The 21,049-nt window shown below is 53.1% G+C and carries 23 protein-coding genes; 21 read left to right on the top strand and 2 right to left on the bottom strand.

The genetic code is table 11. From position 1 onward, the window contains the following. Window positions 1–6 precede the first annotated feature (6 nt). The 9 genes from EVJ22_RS05800 (at window position 7) to mnhG (ending at window position 7,556) form a co-directional block, all read left to right on the top strand. Window positions 7–972: an electron transfer flavoprotein subunit alpha/FixB family protein gene (locus tag EVJ22_RS05800; RefSeq protein ID WP_131443465.1), complete on the top strand. Its 966-nt coding sequence runs from the start codon at window positions 7–9 to the stop codon at window positions 970–972. 107 nt (window positions 973–1,079) lie between these two features. Continuing rightward, a complete protein-coding gene (gene trxA / locus EVJ22_RS05795) occupies window positions 1,080–1,394 on the top strand; it encodes a thioredoxin (protein ID WP_131440988.1) in 315 nt (104 codons plus the stop codon). 373 nt (window positions 1,395–1,767) lie between these two features. Beyond that, entirely contained in the window at window positions 1,768–4,197 is a 2,430-nt protein-coding gene (locus tag EVJ22_RS05790) for a Na+/H+ antiporter subunit A (protein WP_131443464.1), read from the top strand. Beyond that, on the top strand, window positions 4,181–4,618 hold the full coding sequence (locus EVJ22_RS05785; protein WP_131443463.1) for a Na(+)/H(+) antiporter subunit B: 438 nt from the start codon (window positions 4,181–4,183) through the stop codon (window positions 4,616–4,618). Before EVJ22_RS05790 ends, EVJ22_RS05785 begins: the two co-directional genes overlap by 17 nt. Continuing rightward, window positions 4,618–4,959 carry a Na(+)/H(+) antiporter subunit C gene (locus tag EVJ22_RS05780; RefSeq protein ID WP_071399343.1) on the top strand — a complete coding sequence of 114 codons (342 nt, stop codon included), beginning with the start codon at window positions 4,618–4,620 and terminating at the stop codon, window positions 4,957–4,959. The genes EVJ22_RS05785 and EVJ22_RS05780 overlap by 1 nt, the downstream gene beginning before the upstream one ends. Then, window positions 4,952–6,433 (top strand): Na+/H+ antiporter subunit D, encoded by a 1,482-nt coding sequence (locus tag EVJ22_RS05775; RefSeq protein ID WP_131443462.1) that lies wholly within the window; start codon window positions 4,952–4,954, stop codon window positions 6,431–6,433. Before EVJ22_RS05780 ends, EVJ22_RS05775 begins: the two co-directional genes overlap by 8 nt. A gap of 7 nt (window positions 6,434–6,440) precedes the next feature. Further along, complete coding sequence (locus EVJ22_RS05770; RefSeq protein ID WP_131443461.1) at window positions 6,441–6,926, top strand: Na+/H+ antiporter subunit E; 486 nt, start codon at window positions 6,441–6,443, stop codon at window positions 6,924–6,926. Continuing rightward, window positions 6,923–7,219 carry a Na(+)/H(+) antiporter subunit F1 gene (locus EVJ22_RS05765; protein WP_199749311.1) on the top strand — a complete coding sequence of 99 codons (297 nt, stop codon included), beginning with the start codon at window positions 6,923–6,925 and terminating at the stop codon, window positions 7,217–7,219. Before EVJ22_RS05770 ends, EVJ22_RS05765 begins: the two co-directional genes overlap by 4 nt. Next, complete coding sequence (gene mnhG, locus EVJ22_RS05760; RefSeq protein WP_016510023.1) at window positions 7,197–7,556, top strand: monovalent cation/H(+) antiporter subunit G; 360 nt, start codon at window positions 7,197–7,199, stop codon at window positions 7,554–7,556. The genes EVJ22_RS05765 and mnhG overlap by 23 nt, the downstream gene beginning before the upstream one ends. A gap of 37 nt (window positions 7,557–7,593) precedes the next feature. On the opposite strand, the gene EVJ22_RS05755 is transcribed toward mnhG, so the two are convergent. Further along, window positions 7,594–8,907: a dihydrolipoyl dehydrogenase family protein gene (locus tag EVJ22_RS05755; RefSeq protein ID WP_131443460.1), complete on the bottom strand. Its 1,314-nt coding sequence runs from the start codon at window positions 8,905–8,907 to the stop codon at window positions 7,594–7,596. 71 nt (window positions 8,908–8,978) lie between these two features. On the opposite strand from EVJ22_RS05755, the gene uvrC reads away from it, so the two are divergent. Beyond that, entirely contained in the window at window positions 8,979–10,763 is a 1,785-nt protein-coding gene (uvrC, locus tag EVJ22_RS05750) for an excinuclease ABC subunit UvrC (protein ID WP_131443459.1), read from the top strand. A 30-nt stretch (window positions 10,764–10,793) separates the two neighbouring features. Here the strand turns inward: uvrC and EVJ22_RS05745 are convergent, their stop codons facing one another. After that, a complete protein-coding gene (locus tag EVJ22_RS05745; protein ID WP_233589615.1) occupies window positions 10,794–11,186 on the bottom strand; it encodes a YslB family protein in 393 nt (130 codons plus the stop codon). Window positions 11,187–11,409: 223 nt separating this feature from the next. Here EVJ22_RS05745 and EVJ22_RS05740 point away from each other — a divergent pair, with 223 nt between their 5' ends. The 11 genes from EVJ22_RS05740 to tig all read left to right on the top strand — a co-directional run bounded on the left by EVJ22_RS05740 (window position 11,410) and on the right by tig (window position 20,996). Beyond that, entirely contained in the window at window positions 11,410–12,027 is a 618-nt protein-coding gene (locus tag EVJ22_RS05740; RefSeq protein ID WP_071399350.1) for a succinate dehydrogenase cytochrome b558 subunit, read from the top strand. A gap of 15 nt (window positions 12,028–12,042) precedes the next feature. Then, window positions 12,043–13,800: a succinate dehydrogenase flavoprotein subunit gene (gene sdhA / locus EVJ22_RS05735; RefSeq protein ID WP_071399351.1), complete on the top strand. Its 1,758-nt coding sequence runs from the start codon at window positions 12,043–12,045 to the stop codon at window positions 13,798–13,800. A gap of 8 nt (window positions 13,801–13,808) precedes the next feature. Further along, window positions 13,809–14,597, top strand: coding sequence for a succinate dehydrogenase iron-sulfur subunit (gene sdhB / locus EVJ22_RS05730; protein WP_199749316.1), 789 nt, complete (start codon window positions 13,809–13,811; stop codon window positions 14,595–14,597). 9 nt (window positions 14,598–14,606) lie between these two features. Then, the gene (locus tag EVJ22_RS05725; RefSeq protein ID WP_131443456.1) at window positions 14,607–15,047 is read left to right on the top strand and encodes an acyl-CoA thioesterase; all 441 of its coding nucleotides are present in this window, start codon (window positions 14,607–14,609) and stop codon (window positions 15,045–15,047) included. Window positions 15,048–15,119: 72 nt separating this feature from the next. Then, the gene (locus tag EVJ22_RS05720) at window positions 15,120–15,383 is read left to right on the top strand and encodes a phosphocarrier protein HPr (RefSeq protein WP_021066838.1); all 264 of its coding nucleotides are present in this window, start codon (window positions 15,120–15,122) and stop codon (window positions 15,381–15,383) included. Window positions 15,384–15,500: 117 nt separating this feature from the next. Then, window positions 15,501–16,307 carry a glutamate racemase gene (gene racE / locus EVJ22_RS05715; protein WP_071399352.1) on the top strand — a complete coding sequence of 269 codons (807 nt, stop codon included), beginning with the start codon at window positions 15,501–15,503 and terminating at the stop codon, window positions 16,305–16,307. Then, window positions 16,300–17,049 carry a ribonuclease PH gene (gene rph, locus EVJ22_RS05710; RefSeq protein WP_070327729.1) on the top strand — a complete coding sequence of 250 codons (750 nt, stop codon included), beginning with the start codon at window positions 16,300–16,302 and terminating at the stop codon, window positions 17,047–17,049. Before racE ends, rph begins: the two co-directional genes overlap by 8 nt. After that, window positions 17,046–17,636: an XTP/dITP diphosphatase gene (locus tag EVJ22_RS05705; RefSeq protein ID WP_070327728.1), complete on the top strand. Its 591-nt coding sequence runs from the start codon at window positions 17,046–17,048 to the stop codon at window positions 17,634–17,636. Before rph ends, EVJ22_RS05705 begins: the two co-directional genes overlap by 4 nt. 5 nt (window positions 17,637–17,641) lie before the next feature. Beyond that, window positions 17,642–18,154, top strand: a complete 513-nt coding sequence (locus EVJ22_RS05700) for a metallophosphoesterase family protein (RefSeq protein WP_131443455.1) — start codon at window positions 17,642–17,644, stop codon at window positions 18,152–18,154. 545 nt (window positions 18,155–18,699) lie between these two features. Beyond that, window positions 18,700–19,605, top strand: a complete 906-nt coding sequence (locus EVJ22_RS05695) for a hypothetical protein (RefSeq protein ID WP_131443454.1) — start codon at window positions 18,700–18,702, stop codon at window positions 19,603–19,605. Window positions 19,606–19,703: 98 nt separating this feature from the next. Beyond that, complete coding sequence (tig, locus tag EVJ22_RS05690) at window positions 19,704–20,996, top strand: trigger factor (protein ID WP_070327725.1); 1,293 nt, start codon at window positions 19,704–19,706, stop codon at window positions 20,994–20,996. Window positions 20,997–21,049 lie beyond the last annotated feature (53 nt).

The following is a 21,049-nucleotide window of genomic DNA, read 5'->3' as shown; positions in this document are numbered from 1 at the left end:
TCACATATGAAAGCTTTAGTACTCGCAGAAGCGCGCGAAGGCGCGTTACGGAACGTATCATTTGAAGCGATCGCCGCAGCGAAACAACTGACGGACGACGTGACGGCAGTCGTCATTGGGGATGACGTCAAAGCACTCGCGACTGAACTCGGGGAGTACGGCGCAGCGCGCGTCCTCGTCATTGAAGACGAGCGACTCAAACATTACACGCCGGACGGTTACGGCCAAGTGCTCCGCCAAATCATCGACCAAGAAGGACCGGACATGATCGTCCTCGGTCACACTGCACTCGGAAAAGATATCGCACCGAAACTCGCGGCCCGTCTTGACGCCGGTCTCATCAGTGACGTCGTCTCGATCGAAGGCTCAGGGCGAGACGCCGAATTCGTCCGTCCGATCTACTCGGGTAAAGCGTTCGAGAAAGTGAAGTTCAAAGATTCGGTCATGTTCTTCACGATCCGTCCGAACAACATCGACGCACTTCCACGTCAAGCGGGGGCGAGCGTGTCGGTCGAGACGCCAGCCGTCGAATTGAAAGACCTTGCTATGATTGTCAAAGAAGTCGTCCGTAAAGCGACCGGCAAAGTCGATCTCGCGGAAGCGAAAGTCATCGTCGCCGGAGGACGTGGCGTCAAGAGCGAGGACGGATTCAAACCGCTCGAAGAACTCGCTGAATTACTCGGCGGCGCGGTCGGTGCTTCACGTGGAGCCTGTGACGCGGACTATTGCGACTATGCACTCCAAATCGGTCAGACTGGTAAAGTCGTCACGCCGGACCTTTATATCGCCTGCGGGATCTCTGGGGCGATTCAACACTTGGCCGGGATGAGCAACGCCAAAGTCATCGTCGCGATCAACAAGGACCCGGAAGCGAACATCTTCAGCGTGGCCGACTACGGCATCGTCGGCGACTTGTTCGATGTCGTGCCGCTCTTGACGGAAGAGTTCCGAAAACACCTCGTCAATAGCTGATGGGCATAACGTTTGGGGAAAGTTACCCTCCGTGGTATACTCTGAACATGAAATGCAAGAGAGTTCTTAATTGAACTGTCTCATCTTACTGGGGAGGTATTTACCAAATGGCTATTAAACATGCAACGACTCAAACATTTGAACAAGAAGTGAAAGAGGGCGTCGTCCTCGTTGATTTTTGGGCAGCATGGTGTGGACCGTGCCGCATGATCGCACCGGTTCTTGAAGAACTCGATCAAGAGATGGGCGACCAAGTCCAAATCGTTAAACTCGACGTTGACGAAAACCCTGAAGTAGCGGGCGCTTTCCAAATCCAAAGCATTCCGACACTCATGATGTTCAAAGACGGACAACCTGTCTCGAAAACAATGGGCTTCCAACCAAAAGAAGCGCTTAAAGAGTTTATCGCGTCAGCACAATAAAACGTACAGCCGATTGGGAGACCGATCGGCTGTTTTTTGTTTACTTCGTTAGGGAAGAAGGAGTTTAGTGAGCGAGCGAAGAATTAATTGGGTTAAGGTTTACCATCGATACGGAAGCGAATCCACATTTGAAATCCGGCTTGAGAGAGCTTACATATGGCGTTCGAATTCAATTTTTTTTAGTCGTTTTTTGTCGACTCCCTTCATATTTAACAGTTCAGGTTTTTTTAGCCGCGGCTAGAAAAGCGGGAAGCTTTTATCATGGAAACAGCCTGAAAATTTAAGCTATACTCATGAGGAAGACGTGATGGCGTCAAATGAACTTAATATTTGATGCCATCGTTGTAAGACTCTGTTCGAAGGAGGAATTTTCTTGTCGGTGTTACATTTAGCTATCTTATTGCCGCTCCTCGCGGCACCGTTCATCCCGTTTTTGTTTCGGGCGTTGAAACGGATCCATACGGGCTGGTTCGTACTGGTCGTCCCGGTACTCCTGTTCGTCTACTTCTTCCGCTTCATCGGAATCACGAGTGCGGGAGACGTCGTGAGCGAAACGGTCGAGTGGATGCCGTCGCTCGGGATCAACTTTACTGCTTACGTGGACGGGCTTGGACTACTGTTTGCCCTCCTCATTACAGGGATTGGGGCGCTCGTCGTCCTGTATTCGATTTACTACTTGAACAAAGATAAAGAGTCGCTCGGGCACTTTTATGTGTACTTGCTTCTCTTCATGGGTGCGATGCTCGGTGTCGTCCTCTCGGATAACATGGTCGTCATGTACATGTTCTGGGAACTCACGTCGATTTCGTCGTTCCTGTTGATCGGGTATTGGTATGAGAAAGAACGCTCTCGCTATGGGGCCCGCAAGTCGATGCTCATCACCGTGTTCGGTGGTCTGTCGATGCTCGGCGGGATCGTCATCTTGGAGTCGATCGTCGGATCGTTCAGCATCCGCGACATGGTCGCGAATCAGGCGCTTATCGCCGAAAGTCCGTTCTTCGTCGCCGCCATGATTTTGATTTTGCTTGGGGCGTTCACGAAGTCGGCGCAATTCCCGTTCCACATCTGGTTGCCGGACGCGATGGAAGCACCGACCCCGGTCAGTGCGTACTTGCACTCGGCGACGATGGTCAAGGCCGGGCTCTACTTGGTCGCCCGGATGAGTCCGGTGTTCCAAGAGTCGTCACTCTGGCTATGGATCATCGTCTCGGTCGGAACGTTCACGTTGTTCTGGGGATCATTCAACGCCGTCAAACAGACGGACTTGAAAGGGATACTCGCGTTCTCGACGGTCAGTCAGCTCGGTCTCATCATGTCGCTGCTCGGCCTTGGCGCCGCGGCGCTTCACTATGACGGGATCGACGACAACATCTTCATGGTCGCGACGATCGCGGCCATCTTCCACTTGATCAACCACGCCACGTTCAAAGGATCGTTGTTCATGATGGTCGGGATCGTCGACCATGAGACGGGCACGCGTGACATCCGCAAGCTCGGCGGTCTCATGACCGTCATGCCAATCACGTTCACGATCGCCGTCATCGGCTCATTGTCGATGGCCGGGTTACCGCCATTCAACGGCTTCCTCAGTAAAGAGATGTTCTTGAAGGCGACGACGAAAGTGTTCTCGATGGACTTCTTCGCGCTTGATACGATTGGGATCTTGATTCCTGTCGTCGCGTTCATCGCGAGTGTGTTCACGTTCATCTACAGCTTGATCATCTTTACGCGGACGTTCATGGGGAAAGCCAAGTTCGACGAATTGCCGAAACAGCCGCACGAGGCACCGATCGGGATGCTCATTCCGCCGGCGATTTTAGCCATCCTCGTCGTCGTCCTCGGTTTCGTTCCGAACGTGTTGTCGAACTCGCTCATCAAGCCTGCCGTCGAGTCGATCTATCCGACGCTCGTCGCGAGCGGGCAAGAGGTCAAAGTCGACATTTACTTCTGGCACGGACTTACTCCAGAGCTATTCATGACGCTCGGGATTATCGCCCTCGGGACGCTCATGTTCTTCATGATCAACAAGTGGATGGGGATCTACAACCATATCCCGAACCGGTTGACGCTGAACGGCATGTATGACGGGTCTCTCGTCTGGTCGAACAAAGCAGCTTACCGTTTTAAAGACAATTACATGACCGGATTCATCCGGTCCTACTTGATCTACATCTTCCTGTTCTTATCAGGGATGCTGTTGTTCTCGATGTACTGGTTCGACCTGTTCAACTTCTCGTTCGGCGAGATGGAGGCTGTCGCACCGTATGAATATGTGCTCGGGGCGGTCGTCATTTTGGCGGCGCTCGCGATTCTGTTCATGGGCTCACGCCTGCCATCGATCATCTTGCTCGGGGTCATCGGCTATTCGGTCGCCTTGTTCTTCGTGTTCTTCGGAGCACCGGACCTCGCCTTGACGCAGCTCGTCATCGAGACGGTATCGGTCGCCTTGTTCTTGCTCGTGTTCTATCACATGCCGGAGATCAGCAGAAAAGAAGTTCGCATCAAATTCAAAGTGGAGAACGCGATCGTGTCGGTCATCGTTGGGGTGACGGTCATGTTGCTCAGCTTCATGGCACTATCAAACCGGTCGTTGTCCTCGATCTCTGAATATTATAAAGAGAACGTCTACGACTTGGCAGCTGGGAAGAACATGGTCAACGTCGTTCTTGTCGACTTCCGGGGCTTTGATACGCTGTTCGAGATCGTCGTACTTGCCGTTGCGGCAATCGGGATCTATACGATGATCAAGTTTAGAACGACAGAACGCACGAAAGGAGCACATGAACATGAATCGGAAAAATGATCAAGTGAATGACGTCATCTTACAGACGGCCGCGGTGATCATCTTCTTCATCATCATCATGTTTTCAATCAACCTATTCTTCGCCGGGCACTATTCTCCAGGCGGCGGGTTTGTCGGTGGATTGATGACGGCTGCTGCTCTCGTGTTGTTACTGCTCGCGTTCGACTCGAAGACGCTTGCGAACGTCTTACCGTTCGACTATCGGATCATGACGGCAGTCGGTCTTGTCATTGCGATGCTAACATCGCTCCACAGCATCTTTTGGGATCGTCCGTTCCTGACACACGCTTATGACAAGTTCGATTTGCCGCTGCTTGGTGAACAGACGCTTCACACGGCCATCGCTTTTGACTTAGGCGTCTACCTTGTGGTCATCGGTGTGACGATGACGATCATTCAAACGATTGGAGAGAGTGAATAATGGAAATCTTCGTTAGCATCATCATCGGGGTACTGACGATGAGCGCGGTCTACATGATTCTCTCAAAGAGTTTGTTGCGCATCATCATCGGTACCGGCCTGCTCAGTCACGCAGCCCACTTGCTCGTCTTGACGATGGGTGGACTGAAGACGGGAGCGGCACCTGTCCTCGTCGACGGGGTCACGGAATATACTGACCCGCTGCCGCAAGCGCTCGTCTTGACGGCGATCGTCATCAGCTTCGGTGTGACGGCGTTCTTCTTGGTACTCGCTTATCGGACGTACCAGGAGTTGACCACGGATAATATTGAGGAAATGAAAGGAACGGAATCGAATGATTAACTTACCAATCTTTCCGATTGTCATCCCTGCACTTGCAGCTATCATTTTGATGTTCGCACCGAAACAGGTACGCCTACAACGTGTGATGGCACTCGGGGCTTTACTTGTCACGTTCGCGGTATCGGTGTTGCTCGTCTTCACCGTATCGCAAGACGGTATCTTGACCGTCAACCTCGGGAATTGGCCCGCACCGTTCGGAATCACGCTCGTCTCGGATATGTTGTCGGCACTTCTCGTCACAACATCGACGGTGATCGTATTCTTCATCGTTTGGTTTGCGACGCATTATTTCTCGGACGCTTATGAATCGAACTACGTGTACGTCGCGATGTTATTTTTACTCGTCGGTGTCAACGGCGCCTTCACGACGGGCGATATTTTCAACTTGTTCGTCTTCTTTGAAGTCTTCCTCATCTCTTCGTACGTCTTGATCGTACTCGGTGGGAAAGGCGTCCAGTTGCGCGAGTCGATCAAATACTTGCTCGTGAACGTCATCGCGTCGGCGCTGTTCGTCATGGCCGTCGCACTTCTTTACGGCGTCGTCGGGACGCTCAGTCTCGCTGACTTGGCACAGAAGATCCCGCTCGTCGAAAATCAAAACGTCATCACCGTCATCGGTGTCTTGTTCGTCATCGTGTTCGGTATGAAAGGGGCGCTCGTCCCGTTGCACTACTGGCTGCCTGGATCGTACGTCGTTGCCCCGACGCCGATCCTCGCTATGTTCGGTGCCTTGCTCACAAAAGTCGGCGTCTATTCGATCTTACGGACGTACACGCTCTTGTTCGACACGGGGTCGTTCATGCAGACGTTCTTGATCGTGCTCGCCGTGCTGACGATCGTCATCGGGATGACCGGGGCGATCGCCTATAACGATGTGAAGTTGATCATCATCTACAACATCATGATCGCGGTCGGCGTCATCCTTTACGGGATCGCTCTCAATACGCAGACGTCGCTTGAAGGGGCGCTCTACTATTTGATGCACGACATGCTCATCAAGGCCGCCTTGTTCATGCTCGTCGGGATGATGATCGGGATCACCGGTTCCGGTCAACTTCGCGACATGGGTGGATTGATCACTCGGTTCCCGCTGTTCGGATGGACGTTCTTCATCGCCGCGTTGTCACTCGCCGGCATTCCGCCGCTCAGTGGCTTCTTCGGTAAATTGTTGATCGTTCAAGGCGGGGTGGCCGACGGCGACTTGTTCGGCCCGCTTCTCATCTTGCTGTCGAGCTTGTTCGTTCTGTTCTCGGTTATTAAGATTTTCCTCTATGGGTTCTGGGGAGAAGAGAGACGCGTCTATGACGGTCCGCTCGTCCCGTATATGAACCGACTCATCGTGCCGACGTTGTTACTCGTCGCAGTGGCCGTCGCGTACGGATTTGGAGCCGAGGCGATGCATCCGTTCATTACCCAGGCAATCGAACCGCTCATCGAACCGGAAATCTACATCGATGCCGTGATTAAGGAGTGATTTAGACATGGCTTACCAACTACTCATCAACTTTTTCTTGGCGTTCATCTGGATGTTCTTCTCCGGTACGTTCACGACGAGCGGGTTTCTCGTCGGTTACTTGCTCGGGTTACTCGTCATCTTCATGATGCGGCGGTTCTTCAAATCTGAAGGTACGGGCTTTTACTTCACACGTGTGATCAAGCTGTTCAAGCTGTTCTTGATTTTCGCACGTGAGCTCGTCATGGCGAACTTCGAGGTGTTACGTCTCGTCTTGAGCCCGAAATTGAAGATTCAACCTGGTATCTTCCGATATGAAACGTCACTTCGCTCGAGTTGGAAAATCAGCCTGTTGTCGATGCTGATCTCGCTCACACCAGGGACGCTCGTCGTCCAAGTCTCAAAAGATAATAAAATACTTTATATCCACGCACTCAACATGCCGGATAAAGAGGCGCTCAAACGCGACATCTACAATAACTTTGAATCAACCATTAAGGAGGCGACGGAATGAGCATATTAGATATTGTAATTTACATTGCGCTCGCCATTCTCTTGTTTGCCATGCTCGGCATGCTGTATCGGGTCATCAAAGGGCCGACGACGGCTGACCGTGTCATCGCGCTCGACTCGATCGGGATCGCGTTGATCTCGGTCGTCGCGCTATTGTCGATCTTGCTCGACACGACGATGTTCTTCGAGGTCATTCTTTTGCTCAGTATCCTCGCCTTCATCGGTACGGTGGCGTTCTCGAAATTCTTAGAGAGAGGGGAGATCATTCATCATGACCGCGACAACGATCTTTGATATATTGACTGGCGTTTTCACGATCATCGGAGTGTTCTTCACGGTCGTTGCGGCGATCGGCCTCATCCGTTTGCCGGACGTCTATTCGCGGACGCACGCGGCATCGAAGTCGGCGACGCTCGGCGTCATGTTCGTCTTGTTCGCGGCGGTGCTCCACGTCTGGGTCGACCAACGTATCTTCGATGCACGTCTCTTGCTCGGCTTGTTCTTCGTCTTGTTGACCGCACCGGTCGGCGGACACTTGCTCGCTCGGGCGGCTCACGCTAAAGGCGTCCCGCTCTGGGAGAAGTCGTTACAGGACGCGCTCAAAGAAGATAAGGAAAAAGGGATCGAATGACGAAAGGCTCTTCCATACGACATGGAAGAGCCTTTTTTTACATCAAGTGTGTCAAATCAGAGGCGGACGTCGGATAGGCGAACTCTAAGTGCTTAACGTGTTGATGGCTGATATTGTTTTGTATAATAAACGAGAACAAGTTGATGAGCTCGGGCGCGTGTTGCCCGATCAAGTGAGCGCCGATGACGCGGCCGTCTTTGCTGAGTAAGACGCGCGAGAAGGCGGACGCGTCATTGACCCGTTCATACGTAAGGAAGTGGGACATGTCATTATCCCTGCATTCATAGTCGATCCCGAGCGATTTCGCCTCGTCGACCGTCAGACCGACTTTGGCGATTGGCGGCGTCGTGAACACGACCGTCGGGGCCGGGCGCTCCGGCAACGGACGTGTGTTGTTCCGCAACAGGTTAAGGGCGGCGATCCGTCCTTCTTGCCCGGCAAACGGAGTGAGTGCCGGGTTCGGACTTTTGGCGACGTCGCCGGCAGCATAGACGTTCGCGTTCGTCGTCTGTAAATAGTCGTTGACGGTGATCCCGTCCTTGTCCGCCTCGATGCCGGCCGCATCCAACCGTAGCCGCTCGATGCTCGGGATACGACCCGTGGCGTTAAGGACGAGCCCTTCTAGGGTAGAGTCATCTGATAACGTCAAGACGTTCCCGTCGAGCTTGACGGGCTCGAGCCCGAACCGGACGTCGATGCCGATGTGGACCGTCTCATCGATGAGCCGCTTCACAATTTTTCGGTCGAACTGTTTAAGCGCCCGCGACCGGATGAGGAGCGTGACAGCGCTGCCGAACCGGCGGAGAATGTGCGCGAACTCGAACGCGATGTATCCGGCACCGACGATGGTGATCCGCTCGGGCACGTCCTCGAGGTCGAATACGTCGTCGCTCGTGATGGCGTCTTCACCTCCTGGGATGTCGAGCGGTCGCGGAAGTTGGCCGGTCGCGATCAAAAATTGATGTGCCGAGATCTCATGGCCTTCGATGACGATCGAGTCCTCATCGATAAAGTGGGGCTCGCCCTCGTATAAGTCGATGTCATCTTCTTTCCACTTGTGCATTTTCGTCGTCGGGATGGCGAAGCGGTATTCATCGATACGTCGCTTGAAGGCGCGCCAGTCGAGCGTGATGTCACCTTTGACGCCGAGCGGTTTCATGCGTTCGACTTTGGCGATGAGTTCCGCCCCTTCCGCGAGCATCTTTTTCGGGTCGCACCCGCGTTGTGGGCACGTCCCGCCGAACGTCCAATTCTCGACGATGGCAATCCGTTTACCGGCGTCGCGTAAAACGCTCGCGGCTTGACTCGCTGCCGAACCGCTGCCGATGATGATTACGTCATATCGTTTCATCAAAAACCCTCCCTCTGAGACTACACCAATTTTTTCCCGTCTTGGAGGAAGCTAAACTGAGGTGATAAAATTTGAGTCAAACTGACCACATTAAACATAAATTGGCGCTGCTCCCGGACGAACCGGGCTGTTACTTGCATAAGAACGAGTATGGCGAGATCGTCTACGTTGGGAAAGCGAAAAACTTAAAGAATCGCGTCCGCTCTTATTTTACTGGGGCACACGATATTAAAACGATGCGTCTCGTCGCCGAGATCCGTGACTTCGAATATATCGTCACGGCGAGCGAGCTCGAGGCACTCTTGCTCGAGATGACGCTCATTAAAAAACACGACCCGAAATACAACATCCGGTTGAAAGACGACAAATCGTATCCGTATATTAAAGTCACGAACGAGCCGTACCCGCGGCTGCTCACGACACGTAAGTTGAAACGAGACGGCGGCCATTACTTCGGGCCATACCCGAACGCCTACGCCGCCAACGAGACGAAACGGTTGCTCGACAAGCTGTATCCGCTCCGGAAATGTCAGCCGATGCCACGGAAGCTCTGTCTGTACTACCACATCGGCCAATGTCTCGGTCCTTGTGAACTCGCTGTCGACACCGACGAGCAGAAGTCGATCGTCCAAGAGATCCGCCGTTTCTTGAACGGGGAGACGAGCGAGACGCTCGCCAAGCTCCAAGTCGATATGCATCTTGCGGCCGAGGATATGCAGTTCGAGCGGGCGGCCGAGCTCCGCGACCAGATCCGGGCCGTCGAGTCGATCATGAACAAACAGAACATGATCACGGCCGACCCGACGGCGCGCGACGTCTTCGGCTATACGCTCGACCGGGGCTGGATGTGCGTCCAAGTGTTCTATATGCGCGGCGGCAAGATGATCGAACGCGACGTCTCGTTGTTCCCGCTCCACGGGGAACCGTCAGAAGAACTCGAGAGCTTCATCGTCCAGTTCTATGAGCAGAACGTGTTGCCAAAAGAAATACTCGTCCCAGAGATCGTCCGAATCGACTTGTTAGTCGAGGCGCTCGGGACGAAAGTGATGCAACCGAAACGCGGAGCGAAACGACAGTTGCTCGAGCTTGCGACGAAAAACGCGGGCATCGCCTTGAACGAGAAGTTCGAACTGCTCGCGCGTGATGAAGAGCGGACATTGCTCGCGATGCGTGAACTCGGTGAGGCGATTGGCATCCCGAACTTGTCGCGCGTCGACATCATCGATAACGCCAACATCCAAGGGGCTGACGCCGTCTCGGCGCTCGTCGTCTTTGAGGACGGCAAGCCGCTCAAGAAAGAATATCGGAAGTACAAGATCCGGACCGTCCAAGGACCGGACGATTACGAGACGATGCGCGAAGTCGTCCGCCGCCGTTTCAGGCGATTGTTGACCGAGGAGAAACGTCTGCCGGATCTTCTATTGATCGATGGGGGACTCGGCCAGTTGAACGCCGCCCTTGACGTGTTGCAGAATGAGTTCGGCCTCGATTTGCCGGTCGGATCGCTGAAGAAGGATGACCGCCACCGGACGAGCCAGCTTCTGTTCGGTGAAGGCGGCAGTGTCGTCGAATTGAACTCACGGTCAAGCGCATTCTATCTGTTGCAACGGATGCAAGACGAGGTTCACCGTTTCGCCATCACGTTCCACCGCAGCTTGCGGACGAAGAAGATGACGCAGTCGGTGCTCGACGATATCCCGGGTGTCGGACCGAAGCGGCGTCAGCAACTGATCCGTCATTTTGGGTCGATGAAACAGATCCGTCTCGCCTCGCTCGAACAGTTGAAAGAAGCGGGACTACCTGAGAAGCTCGCCCAAATCGTGCTCGAGCATGTGCATGAGAAGACAGATGAATAAGAAGAGCCGATGCGGTCGCATCGGCTCTTCTTATTCGTACGTATCTTTTCGGTCTAATTGGACGGTGATGTGGACGGCCTGACGCCCCGGGTCGGCATAGCCTTCAGCGACGCATTGGAAACGCCCGGCAATCTGTTCAGCCAAAAACCCAGCCTCGAGTTGGTAATATCCGTTCGCTTTCTCTTGGGTCGCAGGCGGTGGAGTGAGTTCGAACACGAACTTGCTCTCTTTTTCTTTCACGAGCGTCAAATCTCCCCAACCGGCTTCCGAGAAGAACGCAGTCAGTTCTTCATTCGGCATCGTCGGGAATTTGCGGGCGACCCGTTTTCCGGACCAATAGATGACTTGGGCGTAATCGTCCCCAAGCAAATCTGTCAACACATAGTCGCGAAGCAGTTCGATCGCGAAAGTGGGTTGGCTCATCGTTTCCATCTTATTCCATCACTCCAATCTTTCTATACTATTATAACGACAAATTTGGATTTGGTCACCGGGTATTTTCTAAAAGAATGTGGGACAAATCGGCTAGGTTATCTTGTCATACAAATTTCACAAGAGTAGAATAGGAGACAGAAAGCTATATTTACATTTGAAAACGCTTTTATTTACAAAACGAGCCAAGGGCTCGTGAAAAGGGGGAACTAGAATGGCAGCGCGTCGTGACTATTTCAGTCGTAAAGTCCATTCGCTACTTGGGGTCATTCCAATCGGCCTGTTTTTGATCGTCCATTTGTCGGTCAACTACTATATCGTCGATGGGGTGGAATCGTTCAACAAGGCAGCAAAATTTATGGAGAGCTTACCGTACTTGTACTTCCTTGAAGTGACAATCATCGCTTTGCCGATGATTTTCCACGGTGTGTACGGCGTGTATTACGCCTTCCTCGGTTCGATCAATACGAACCGATACTCATACGCGCGGAACTGGATGTACATGATCCAACGCTTCACGGGCGTATTCCTCGTCATCTTCATCGCGTGGCACGTTTGGGAAACGCGCTTGGCGAAGTTGCGTGGCGTCGAGGTCAATGCGGAGATGATGCAAAACATCGTCGACAATCCGCTCATGCTCATCTTCTACATAGTCGGGATCCTCTCGGCTACGTTCCACTTCGCGAACGGTCTCTGGTCGTTTGCCATCACGTGGGGAATCACACAGTCGCCGCGTTCACAACACTTCATGAGCTACGTCTCTGGAGCCGTGTTCTTGGCACTATCTTTTGTCGGCATCCGTTCAATCTTGACGTTCGCGGGCATCTTGTAATAGGGGGAAATGTATATGGCAAATCAAAGTTTGATCGTCATCGGTGGCGGTCTAGCTGGACTCATGGCGACAATCAAGTCGGCAGAGATGGGTGTTCCGGTTAAACTATTCTCGCTTGTACCGGTCAAGCGTTCACATTCAGTTTGTGCTCAAGGCGGCATCAACGGAGCCGTCAACACGAAAGGGGAAGGGGATTCTACTTGGCAACACTTCGATGACACGGTTTACGGCGGGGACTTCCTTGCCAACCAACAGCCAGTCCAAAAGATGGCAGAAGCGGCACCGAAGATCATCCACATGTTCGACCGGATGGGCGTCATGTTCAACCGGACGCCAGAAGGTTTGCTCGACTTCCGCCGCTTCGGCGGCACGCTCTATCATCGGACGGCTTACGCCGGCGCGACGACAGGGCAACAGCTCTTGTACGCGCTAGACGAACAAGTCCGTCGCTTCGAGGCGCAAGGTCTTGTCGAGAAGTATGAGGGCTGGGAGTTTCTCCGTGCCATCGTCGACGAAACGGGTATCTGCCGCGGTGCGGTCTGTCAGGATTTACGCTCGATGGAAATTAAAGCGTTTCCATCGGATGCGGTCATCCTCGCGACAGGCGGCCCAGGTGTTATCTTCGGCAAATCGACGAACTCGGTCATCAACACAGGCCAAGCGGCTGGAGCTGTTTACCGCCAAGGTGCCGTCTACGCCAACGGGGAGTTCATCCAAATCCACCCGACGGCGATCCCAGGGGACGACAAGCTTCGGCTCATGAGTGAGTCGGCGCGTGGAGAAGGTGGACGTGTTTGGACATACAAAGACGGAAAACCTTGGTACTTCCTTGAAGAGAAGTATCCGGACTACGGAAACCTCGTACCGCGTGACATCGCGACACGTGAGATTTTCGAAGTCTGCGTCAACCAAAAGCTCGGCGTCAACGGCGAGAACATGGTCTATCTCGATTTGTCGCATAAAGATTCGAAAGAACTCGACATCAAGCTCGGCGGTATTCTTGAAATTTATGAGAAGTTCGTCGGCGACGATCCGCGTAAAGTACCGATGAAAATCTTCCCGGCCGTTCACTACTCGATGGGTGGACTATGGGTCGACTACGATCAAATGACGAACATCCCAGGGCTGTTCGCAGCCGGCGAGTGTGACTATTCGATGCACGGGGCGAACCGTCTCGGTGCGAACTCACTCTTGTCTGCCGTTTACGGTGGGATGGAGGCCGGGCCTGCGGCGGTCAACTACATGCGCGGTCTTGACCAAGCGACCGAGAGCGTGCCAGAAGCGCTCTTCAACTTCAACGAACGTGAAGAAATCGAGCGGTTCAATGACATCCTCGCGATGGAAGGTACGGAGAACGCCTACCAGATTCACCGGGAACTCGGCGAACTCATGACCGACAACGTCACGGTCGTTCGTTACAACGATAAGCTCGAAGCGACAGACTTGAAGCTTCGCGAGCTACGCGAACGCTACAACAACATCTCAGCGACCGATACGGCGCGCTGGAGCAACCAAGGTGCCTCGTTCATCCGTCAACTCGACCACATGCTCGACCTCGCGCGCGTCATCACGCTCGGCGCCCTTAAACGCGACGAGAGCCGTGGCGCTCATTACAAACCGGACTTCCCGGAACGGAATGACGAGTTGTTCATGAAGACGACGATGGCACGTTACAACGAAGGGGAAGTCGATATCTCGTTTGAAGAGATCGACGTTTCGTTAATCCCGCCACGTAAACGGGATTACTCGAAGAAAGGGGCGAAGACGAAATGACGACGCCGATGCAGTCTGAGCATAAAGATATTCGTTTTATCATCGAACGCCAGGACGGTCCGGATCAAGCGACCTATACGGAAGAGTTCTCGGTCCCATATCGTCCGAACATGAACGTCATCTCGGCGCTCATGGAGATCCGCCGCAACCCGGTCAACGCTGAAGGCAACAAGACGACACCGATCACCTGGGACATGAACTGTCTTGAGGAAGTGTGCGGCGCTTGTTCGATGATCATCAACGGCAAGCCGCGCCAGTCGTGTACGGCGCTCGTCGATAAACTCGAGCAGCCGATCCGCCTTGCTCCGATGAAGACGTTCCCGGTCATCCGTGATCTTCAAGTCGACCGTCAGCGCATGTTCGACGCTTTGAAAAAAGTGAAGGCGTGGGTACCGATCGATGGCACGTACGACCTCGGTCCAGGACCACGGATGCCAGAGAACAAACGTCAATGGGCATATGAGTTGTCGAAATGTATGACGTGCGGTGTCTGCCTTGAGGCTTGCCCGAACGTCAACGACAAGTCGAACTTCATCGGCCCGGCCGCACTCTCACAAGTCCGTCTCTTCAACTCGCATCCGACCGGCGCTTTCCACGCGGAAGAACGTCTCGAAGCGCTAATGGAAGATGGAGGCATCATGCAGTGCGGAAACGCGCAAAACTGTGTCGAGGTTTGTCCGAAAGGCATTCCGCTCACGACGTCAATCGCCGCGATGAACCGTCAGACGACGCTTCACTCGTTCAAACAGTTCTTCGGCAGCGACAAAGGTCGTACCGGTTCTGCGGTCGAGGCGTAACGTTTGCCGATGTCAAAGTATTTTCGGGAACCCGGTTGGGAAACGCGTGTCAGGTCAGGAATCGAGCTCGACGTCAAAGTCCGTTTTTCGGAGTGCGACCCGTACGGCCATATGAATAACACGATCCCGTTCATCTATTTTGAGGATGCGCGGATCGAGCTGCTCGAAGCGACAGGATTTTCCTTGAAAGACGGTTTCGTCGTCGTGGCGGACGCCCAGTGCGATTACGTCCGACAAGTGATGCCGCGGCAACAGTTGAAGGTGTATGCCAATGTCTTGACGGTCGGAAACACTTCATGTGATATTCATTACGGCGCATATGATGGAGATCAACTCATGTTCGCGGGCCGTACGAGCCTCGTGCATTTGTCAAAAACCGGTCGCCCGGTCGAATGGACTCCAGAATATAAAAATCGCTTGCAGAATTTTTGCGAATCCGCTATCATTTGATAATGAGTTCACAAACAAAAATTTCTGCCGGTTCGCCTGCAGAATTCAGATTTGAAGGGAGACTATCACGTCATGGAAAAAACATTCACAGTCGTTGCTGATTCAGGAATCCACGCTCGTCCAGCTACTCAGTTGGTCAACACAGCTTCTAAGTTCCAATCAGATATCAACCTTGAGTACAATGGTAAGACAGTTAACTTGAAGTCGATCATGGGTGTACTTTCACTCGGAATCGCTAAAGATTCAACAATCAAGATCACTGCAGCAGGTGACGATGCAGAAGAAGCGGTTAACACGCTTTCTGACATGCTCACTAGCGAAGGTCTTGCTCAGTAATTCGAGCAACGGACGAGGCGGCCAATCGGCTACCTCGTCTTTTTTGTTTGTCATGACACCGTTTCTTTTTTGGATACGGCTTTTTTGGTAAGATAGATGGGAATGGAAGTGATATTTATGAAACGAGCGATTGGAGTACTCGATTCAGGTGTTGGCGGCTTGACCGTAGTCAAAGAACTGATCCGCCAGCTGCCGAAAGAAGAAATCATCTATATCGGCGACACGGAGCGCTGTCCGTATGGGCCGCGCCCGCACGATGAGATTGAAGCATATACGTGGGAATTGATTGAATTCCTATTAGAAAAAGACGTTAAGATGATCGTCATCGCCTGCAACACGGCGACGGCTGTCGTCTTGAAAGAAGCGCGCAAGCGCCTCAACATCCCGGTCATCGGTGTCATCGACCCGGGCGCCCGGGCCGCCGTCAAAGGCACGCGCAACAAACATATCGGTGTCATCGGCACGAAGATGACGGTCGAAAGCAATTCGTACGAGACGGCGCTCCGTCACGTCGCGGGCGAGATTGATGTCTATTCGCTCGCTTGCCCGCCGTTCGTGCCGCTCGTCGAAGCCGGCGAACTGAGCGGCGAACGCGTCCGGTCGATCGTCGCCGAGACGATTCTTCCGCTCCAAGATTCGGAGATGGACACGCTCATCCTTGGGTGCACCCATTATCCGTTGCTAGCGCCGGTCATCCAAGACGTCGTCGGACCCGATGTCCACTTGATTTCGTCAGGTGATGAGACGGCGCTCGAAGTGGCAGCGATCCTTGATTTTAAAGAACTTGAGAACGATTTGGATACCATCCCGACGCATCAGTTTTATGCGACCGGGGATGTCGCCATCTTCAACCGATTGGCGACAGAGTGGCTTGGCCAACCCGTGAAAGCGGAGAAAGTAGAGGTGTCTGGTGTCGATGCGTAACGAAAGACAACATGATGAACTGCGTACCGTTGAGATCATTCCGCACGTAAACAAACATGCCGAAGGCTCGGTCTTGATCTCGATCGGGGACACGAAAGTGATCTGTACCGCGACGGTCGAAGAACGCGTCCCGAACTTCCTGCGCGGGAAGAAGCAAGGCTGGATCAACGCCGAGTACGCGATGCTGCCACGGGCGACGGGCAACCGGACCGTCCGGGAATCCGTTCGCGGTAAGCAGACAGGACGGACGATGGAGATTCAACGGTTGATTTCGCGCTCGCTCCGTTCGGTCGTCGACTTGGAACGGCTCGGTGAACGGACGATCTGGATCGATTGTGACGTCATCCAAGCGGACGGCGGCACACGGACAGCGTCGATCACAGGCGGTTTTTGTGCGCTCGTGCTCGCGGTCGACGCGCTCATCCGTCAAGGCAAGCTCGGCGACACGCCAATCAAAGAAGGCGTCGCCGCCATCTCGGTCGGTCGGACGAACGAGCTGTTGCTCGACTTGAACTATGAAGAAGACGCGGCGGCCGAAGTTGACATGAACGTCGTCATGACGGCGAGCGGACGCTTCGTCGAAGTGCAAGGCACGGGTGAAGAAGCGACGTTCACGCTGCAAGAAATGAATGAGATGCTCCAGATGGCCCAAGGCGGGATCGAGACGCTGTTCAAAGCAGCAGAAGACGCGCTCGGTGCCTCATGGTGGTATGTCGGGGAACAAATGGAGGAAACGATATGAAACTGATTGTCGCGACACGCAACAAAGGGAAAGTGGTTGAAATCGAAGGGATGCTCACGCCGCTCGGATTTGAAGTCGAATCGCTCTTAGATTATCCGGATGCACCGGAAACGGATGAGACGGGCACGACGTTCGAAGCGAACGCCGAACTGAAAGCGACCGAGGCGGCCCGTTACTTCGGACACGCCGTCCTCGCCGACGATTCGGGGCTTGAAGTCGATGCGCTCGACGGTGCCCCAGGCGTCCACTCGGCCCGCTTCGCCGGTCCTGAGAAGTCGGACGCGGCGAACAACGCGCTCCTGCTCGAGAAGTTGAACGGGGCGAACGACCGCTCGGCTCGCTTCGTCTGCGCGCTCTGCCTCGCCAAACCGACAGGCGAGATGTTGACCGTGCGCGGGACAATCGAAGGTACGATCGGCTATGCGCCCCACGGGGAAAATGGATTCGGGTACGACCCGCTCTTTATCGTCCCGTCGCTCCATAAGACGGCAGCAGAGCTCGAGCGTGACGAAAAGGCGGCGGTCAGTCATCGCGGTCAGGCGTTAAGAAAACTAGAGGCAGAAATCATTCCATTTATGAAAGGTTGAGGTGTATGCGTTTTCTAGTAGTCAGTGACAGTCACGGATTGACAGACGAACTAACGACCATCTTTACTCGGCATGAAACTGAGATTGAAGACGCGTTCCATTGCGGCGACTCCCAGCTCGTGCTCGTCGACGAGCACTTGCTGCCGTATCGGACCGTCCGCGGAAACTGTGACTTCGGGGGCGATTTGCCGCTCGAACGGGTCGAAGAGACACCTGAAGGTACGGTTTTAATCGTCCACGGCCATCACCATGACGTGAAGTTCGATTTGAACCGGTTGCGTTATCGGGCCGAGGAAATCGGGGCGAGCGTCGTCTTGTACGGTCACTCGCACGTGGCCGGGGCCGTCATCGAAGACGGGGTGCTCTACGTGAACCCGGGCTCGATCCGGATGCCGCGCGGACGCTCGGACAAGACGTACGCGTTGATCGACCTTGACGCCGGTCAGGCAGCGGTCCGGTTTTACCGGTCTGAGGACGGGACGCACGTCGAAGATTTGGACTTGTCAGGACAACTTTGAACAAAACAGAAAGAACCAATTGACAGCAAAGCATTTTTCTATTATAGTTTTCTTGTCAATGTCCCAATAGCTCAGCTGGATAGAGCAACGCCCTTCAAGACAAATAGGAGCCTTTATAGGGAAACAGAAACCTATAGAGTGGACGACACTATATCGGTGAAGCCTTAACAGATCATGCTGATGGTAATACCGAGGAAACTTGTATCCTTTCGAGGTCAAGGTGGTTCAAAGGACTAAAGGGTCAGCCTTTAGAGGTAGAACCATTGAAGGAACAATTTGTTCGTGAGGTTCCGTAGAGACTACACGTGTCGCACCTGAAATGGTGAAGATATAGTCCAGACTACAAACAACATGCGTTGGTGGCGAAAGCCATGGTGGTAAGCTAAGGCGTCGGTCGGGGGTTCGAATCCCTCTTGGGACACTTCCATTTAAAATAGAGATAGCCTCCACGGAGGTTGTCTCTTTTTTCGTTTTCCGGGGTATTGATTGACAACGCAGCAATTCCTAAGGAAGATGGAGATGGATGGAAGAAAGGGTGTGTGAAGATGGAAAAAGAGCGGGAGTACCCGTTTCCAGGGAACTGGTCGCGGCTGCAGAAGATGATTCAAGAAGCGGATGCGGCCGGGGAGCGGCAACGGGTCGAGCCGATCCTATGGGATTGGTACGCAGCCGTCAAAGGCGATCAGTTTATTTTCATGGAAATTTTTCAATGTTTGATGGAGCGTCCGGAAGAGCCGGAAACGCTTGAAAAACTCGAAGAACTCGTCACGACGCAGATTCATGAGGCAGAAGAACCGGCAGCCGGCGGGCTTCAAATCGCCCAGTACTACATCATGCGTGACCAACCGTTCGAGGCGGCACACTGGATCCATCAATATTTAGAGTGGCAAGACAAGGCCGACCAAGTGAACACCCAAGCTTACCAAGTGCTCCAAGTACTTAAGATGACCGAGTTTCCGGCGGCGATCGCCAAACTGAAACGGACGGTCCATCGTGGCAGTATCGGGGAACAGATTGAACTGCTCGAGCACGTCCATTTCAATATCGATGACGTACTCGACAACGTATTGAAGGGACTGCTCCTTGAAGATCGCCCAAAATTGATGAAACTGATCGTGCTCGAAAAAGCGTTCGAAGAACTGCCTGTCATCGAATGGGTCGACCTCGAAACGCATCATCGGCTGACGCAGGCAGAGGCACAAGTGAAGATGGACGAATGGGAGCATGTGGTCCACGATTTGCAGAAGGCTGTCAAAGGCGACGAAATCGCGACGCAACTGCTCATGAACTACATGTATACGCACTATCCGTTCACACCGGGTGAGACATCTGAAATCGAGACAGCCGTCGTGAAAGCGAAAGCAGCGATCCTGAACGATGAAGAAACAGACGGGCTCGCGGCTGAAATTTTAGAGGCGGACATCCGGTTCACGCAAGCGTTTCTAGACTAAATCCTTGTGTGCAGTCACCGGATTTATGCTATAATACTGATTGTTGTACATTTTTGTACGGTATAGAAGAATAAACGAATTTGTTGGAGGGACTTAGCATGACAGCAAAATGGGAAAAAACATCAGGTAGCCAAGGCGTACTCACGTACGAAGCACCTGCAGAAGCATTCAATAAAGCAGTCGACGCAGCATTTAAAGATGTCGTCAAAAACTTGAACGTACCTGGCTTCCGTAAAGGGAAATTGCCACGTCCAATGTTCAACAAAATGTACGGAGAAGAAGCACTCTTCCAAGATGCGCTTGATATCCTCTACCGTGACACAATCCAATCTGCAGTCGAAGAAGCTGGTTTCGAACCAATGGCTCTCGAAAACATCGACGTTGATGGCACGCTCGAAAAAGGTCAGCCGGTTACTTTCAAAGTAACATTCGTGGTTGAACCAGAAGCTGAGCTCGGCGACTACAAAGGTCTCGAGTACGATGCTGTAGAAACGAACGTCACAGACGAAGAAGTCGCAGCAGAACTTGACGCCCTCAAAGAGCAAGGCGCAGAACTTGCTGTTAAAGAAGGCGCAGTCGAAAACGGCGATACAGCTGTCTTTGATTTCGCAGGTTTCGCTGAAGGCGAGCAATTCGAAGGTGGCACGGCTGAAAACTACACACTTGAAATCGGTTCAGGTCAATTCATTCCTGGATTCGAAGAGCAAATGGTAGGCATGACTGCTGGTGAAGAAAAAGACATCGAAGTAACATTCCCTGAAGAGTACCACGCTGACAACTTGGCGGGTAAACCAGCGACGTTCAAAGTCAAACTTCACGAAGTAAAAGCGAAGCAAGTTCCTGAGCTCGACGACGAGTTCGCAAAAGACATCGACGAGTCAGTAGCATCACTCGACGAGTTGAAAGCGAAAATTCGTGAGCGCTTAGAAGCTGCGAAGCAACAAGAAGCTGATGGCACGATGCGCGACCAACTCGTTGAGCAAGCAACTGCTAACGCGACAATCGACGTACCTGCAATCCTCATCGACCAAGAAGTAGACCGCATGGTTCAAGAGTTCGGTACTCGTGTATCTTCACAAGGCATCGACCTCAACATGTACTTCGAACTCACTGGCACAACAGAAGAAGCTATGCGTGAAGAGATGAAAGAGCAAGCTGAAGAGCGCGTTAAAGCTCGTCTCGTCTTGAAAGCAATCGCTGAAAAAGAAGCGATCGAAGTAACTGATGAAGATGCTGAGAAAGAACTCGAAGAAATGTCTAAACTCTACAACATCGCACCGGATCAACTCCGTACGATGCTCGCACCGCAAGGCGGAATCGAGACACTTAAAGGTGACCTCAAATTCCGTAAGGCGATCGACATCCTCGTTGAAACTGGTAAAGCGAAGTAATTAGATGAGAGGAGGGCGACTGCGACGCAGTCGTCCTTTTTTCTGTCACGACA

This window comes from Exiguobacterium sp. SH0S7 (assembly GCF_004337195.1).
GTDB classification, from domain to species: domain Bacteria; phylum Bacillota; class Bacilli; order Exiguobacteriales; family Exiguobacteriaceae; genus Exiguobacterium; species Exiguobacterium aurantiacum_A.
Note: the sequence above shows the minus strand (reverse complement) of the source record. Positions and strands in the feature narration are given on the sequence as shown.

Bases quoted from the DNA above. Each gene is read 5' to 3' on its own strand.
- EVJ22_RS05770 (WP_131443461.1), top strand. From the start codon at position 6,441: ATGGCTTACCAACTACTCATCAACTTTTTCTTGGCGTTCATCTGGATG.
- EVJ22_RS05765 (WP_199749311.1), top strand. From the start codon at position 6,923: ATGAGCATATTAGATATTGTAATTTACATTGCGCTCGCCATTCTCTTG.
- EVJ22_RS05785 (WP_131443463.1), top strand. From the start codon at position 4,181: ATGAATCGGAAAAATGATCAAGTGAATGACGTCATCTTACAGACGGCC.
- EVJ22_RS05695 (WP_131443454.1), top strand. From the start codon at position 18,700: ATGGAAAAAGAGCGGGAGTACCCGTTTCCAGGGAACTGGTCGCGGCTG.
- trxA (WP_131440988.1), top strand. From the start codon at position 1,080: ATGGCTATTAAACATGCAACGACTCAAACATTTGAACAAGAAGTGAAA.
- EVJ22_RS05740 (WP_071399350.1), top strand. From the start codon at position 11,410: ATGGCAGCGCGTCGTGACTATTTCAGTCGTAAAGTCCATTCGCTACTT.
- EVJ22_RS05725 (WP_131443456.1), top strand. From the start codon at position 14,607: ATGTCAAAGTATTTTCGGGAACCCGGTTGGGAAACGCGTGTCAGGTCA.
- rph (WP_070327729.1), top strand. From the start codon at position 16,300: ATGCGTAACGAAAGACAACATGATGAACTGCGTACCGTTGAGATCATT.
- sdhB (WP_199749316.1), top strand. From the start codon at position 13,809: ATGCAGTCTGAGCATAAAGATATTCGTTTTATCATCGAACGCCAGGAC.
- sdhA (WP_071399351.1), top strand. From the start codon at position 12,043: ATGGCAAATCAAAGTTTGATCGTCATCGGTGGCGGTCTAGCTGGACTC.
- EVJ22_RS05755 (WP_131443460.1), bottom strand. From the start codon at position 8,907: ATGAAACGATATGACGTAATCATCATCGGCAGCGGTTCGGCAGCGAGT.
- EVJ22_RS05775 (WP_131443462.1), top strand. From the start codon at position 4,952: ATGATTAACTTACCAATCTTTCCGATTGTCATCCCTGCACTTGCAGCT.
- EVJ22_RS05745 (WP_233589615.1), bottom strand. From the start codon at position 11,186: ATGAGCCAACCCACTTTCGCGATCGAACTGCTTCGCGACTATGTGTTG.
- EVJ22_RS05780 (WP_071399343.1), top strand. From the start codon at position 4,618: ATGGAAATCTTCGTTAGCATCATCATCGGGGTACTGACGATGAGCGCG.
- EVJ22_RS05700 (WP_131443455.1), top strand. From the start codon at position 17,642: ATGCGTTTTCTAGTAGTCAGTGACAGTCACGGATTGACAGACGAACTA.
- mnhG (WP_016510023.1), top strand. From the start codon at position 7,197: ATGACCGCGACAACGATCTTTGATATATTGACTGGCGTTTTCACGATC.
- racE (WP_071399352.1), top strand. From the start codon at position 15,501: ATGAAACGAGCGATTGGAGTACTCGATTCAGGTGTTGGCGGCTTGACC.
- EVJ22_RS05705 (WP_070327728.1), top strand. From the start codon at position 17,046: ATGAAACTGATTGTCGCGACACGCAACAAAGGGAAAGTGGTTGAAATC.
- EVJ22_RS05800 (WP_131443465.1), top strand. From the start codon at position 7: ATGAAAGCTTTAGTACTCGCAGAAGCGCGCGAAGGCGCGTTACGGAAC.
- EVJ22_RS05720 (WP_021066838.1), top strand. From the start codon at position 15,120: ATGGAAAAAACATTCACAGTCGTTGCTGATTCAGGAATCCACGCTCGT.
- tig (WP_070327725.1), top strand. From the start codon at position 19,704: ATGACAGCAAAATGGGAAAAAACATCAGGTAGCCAAGGCGTACTCACG.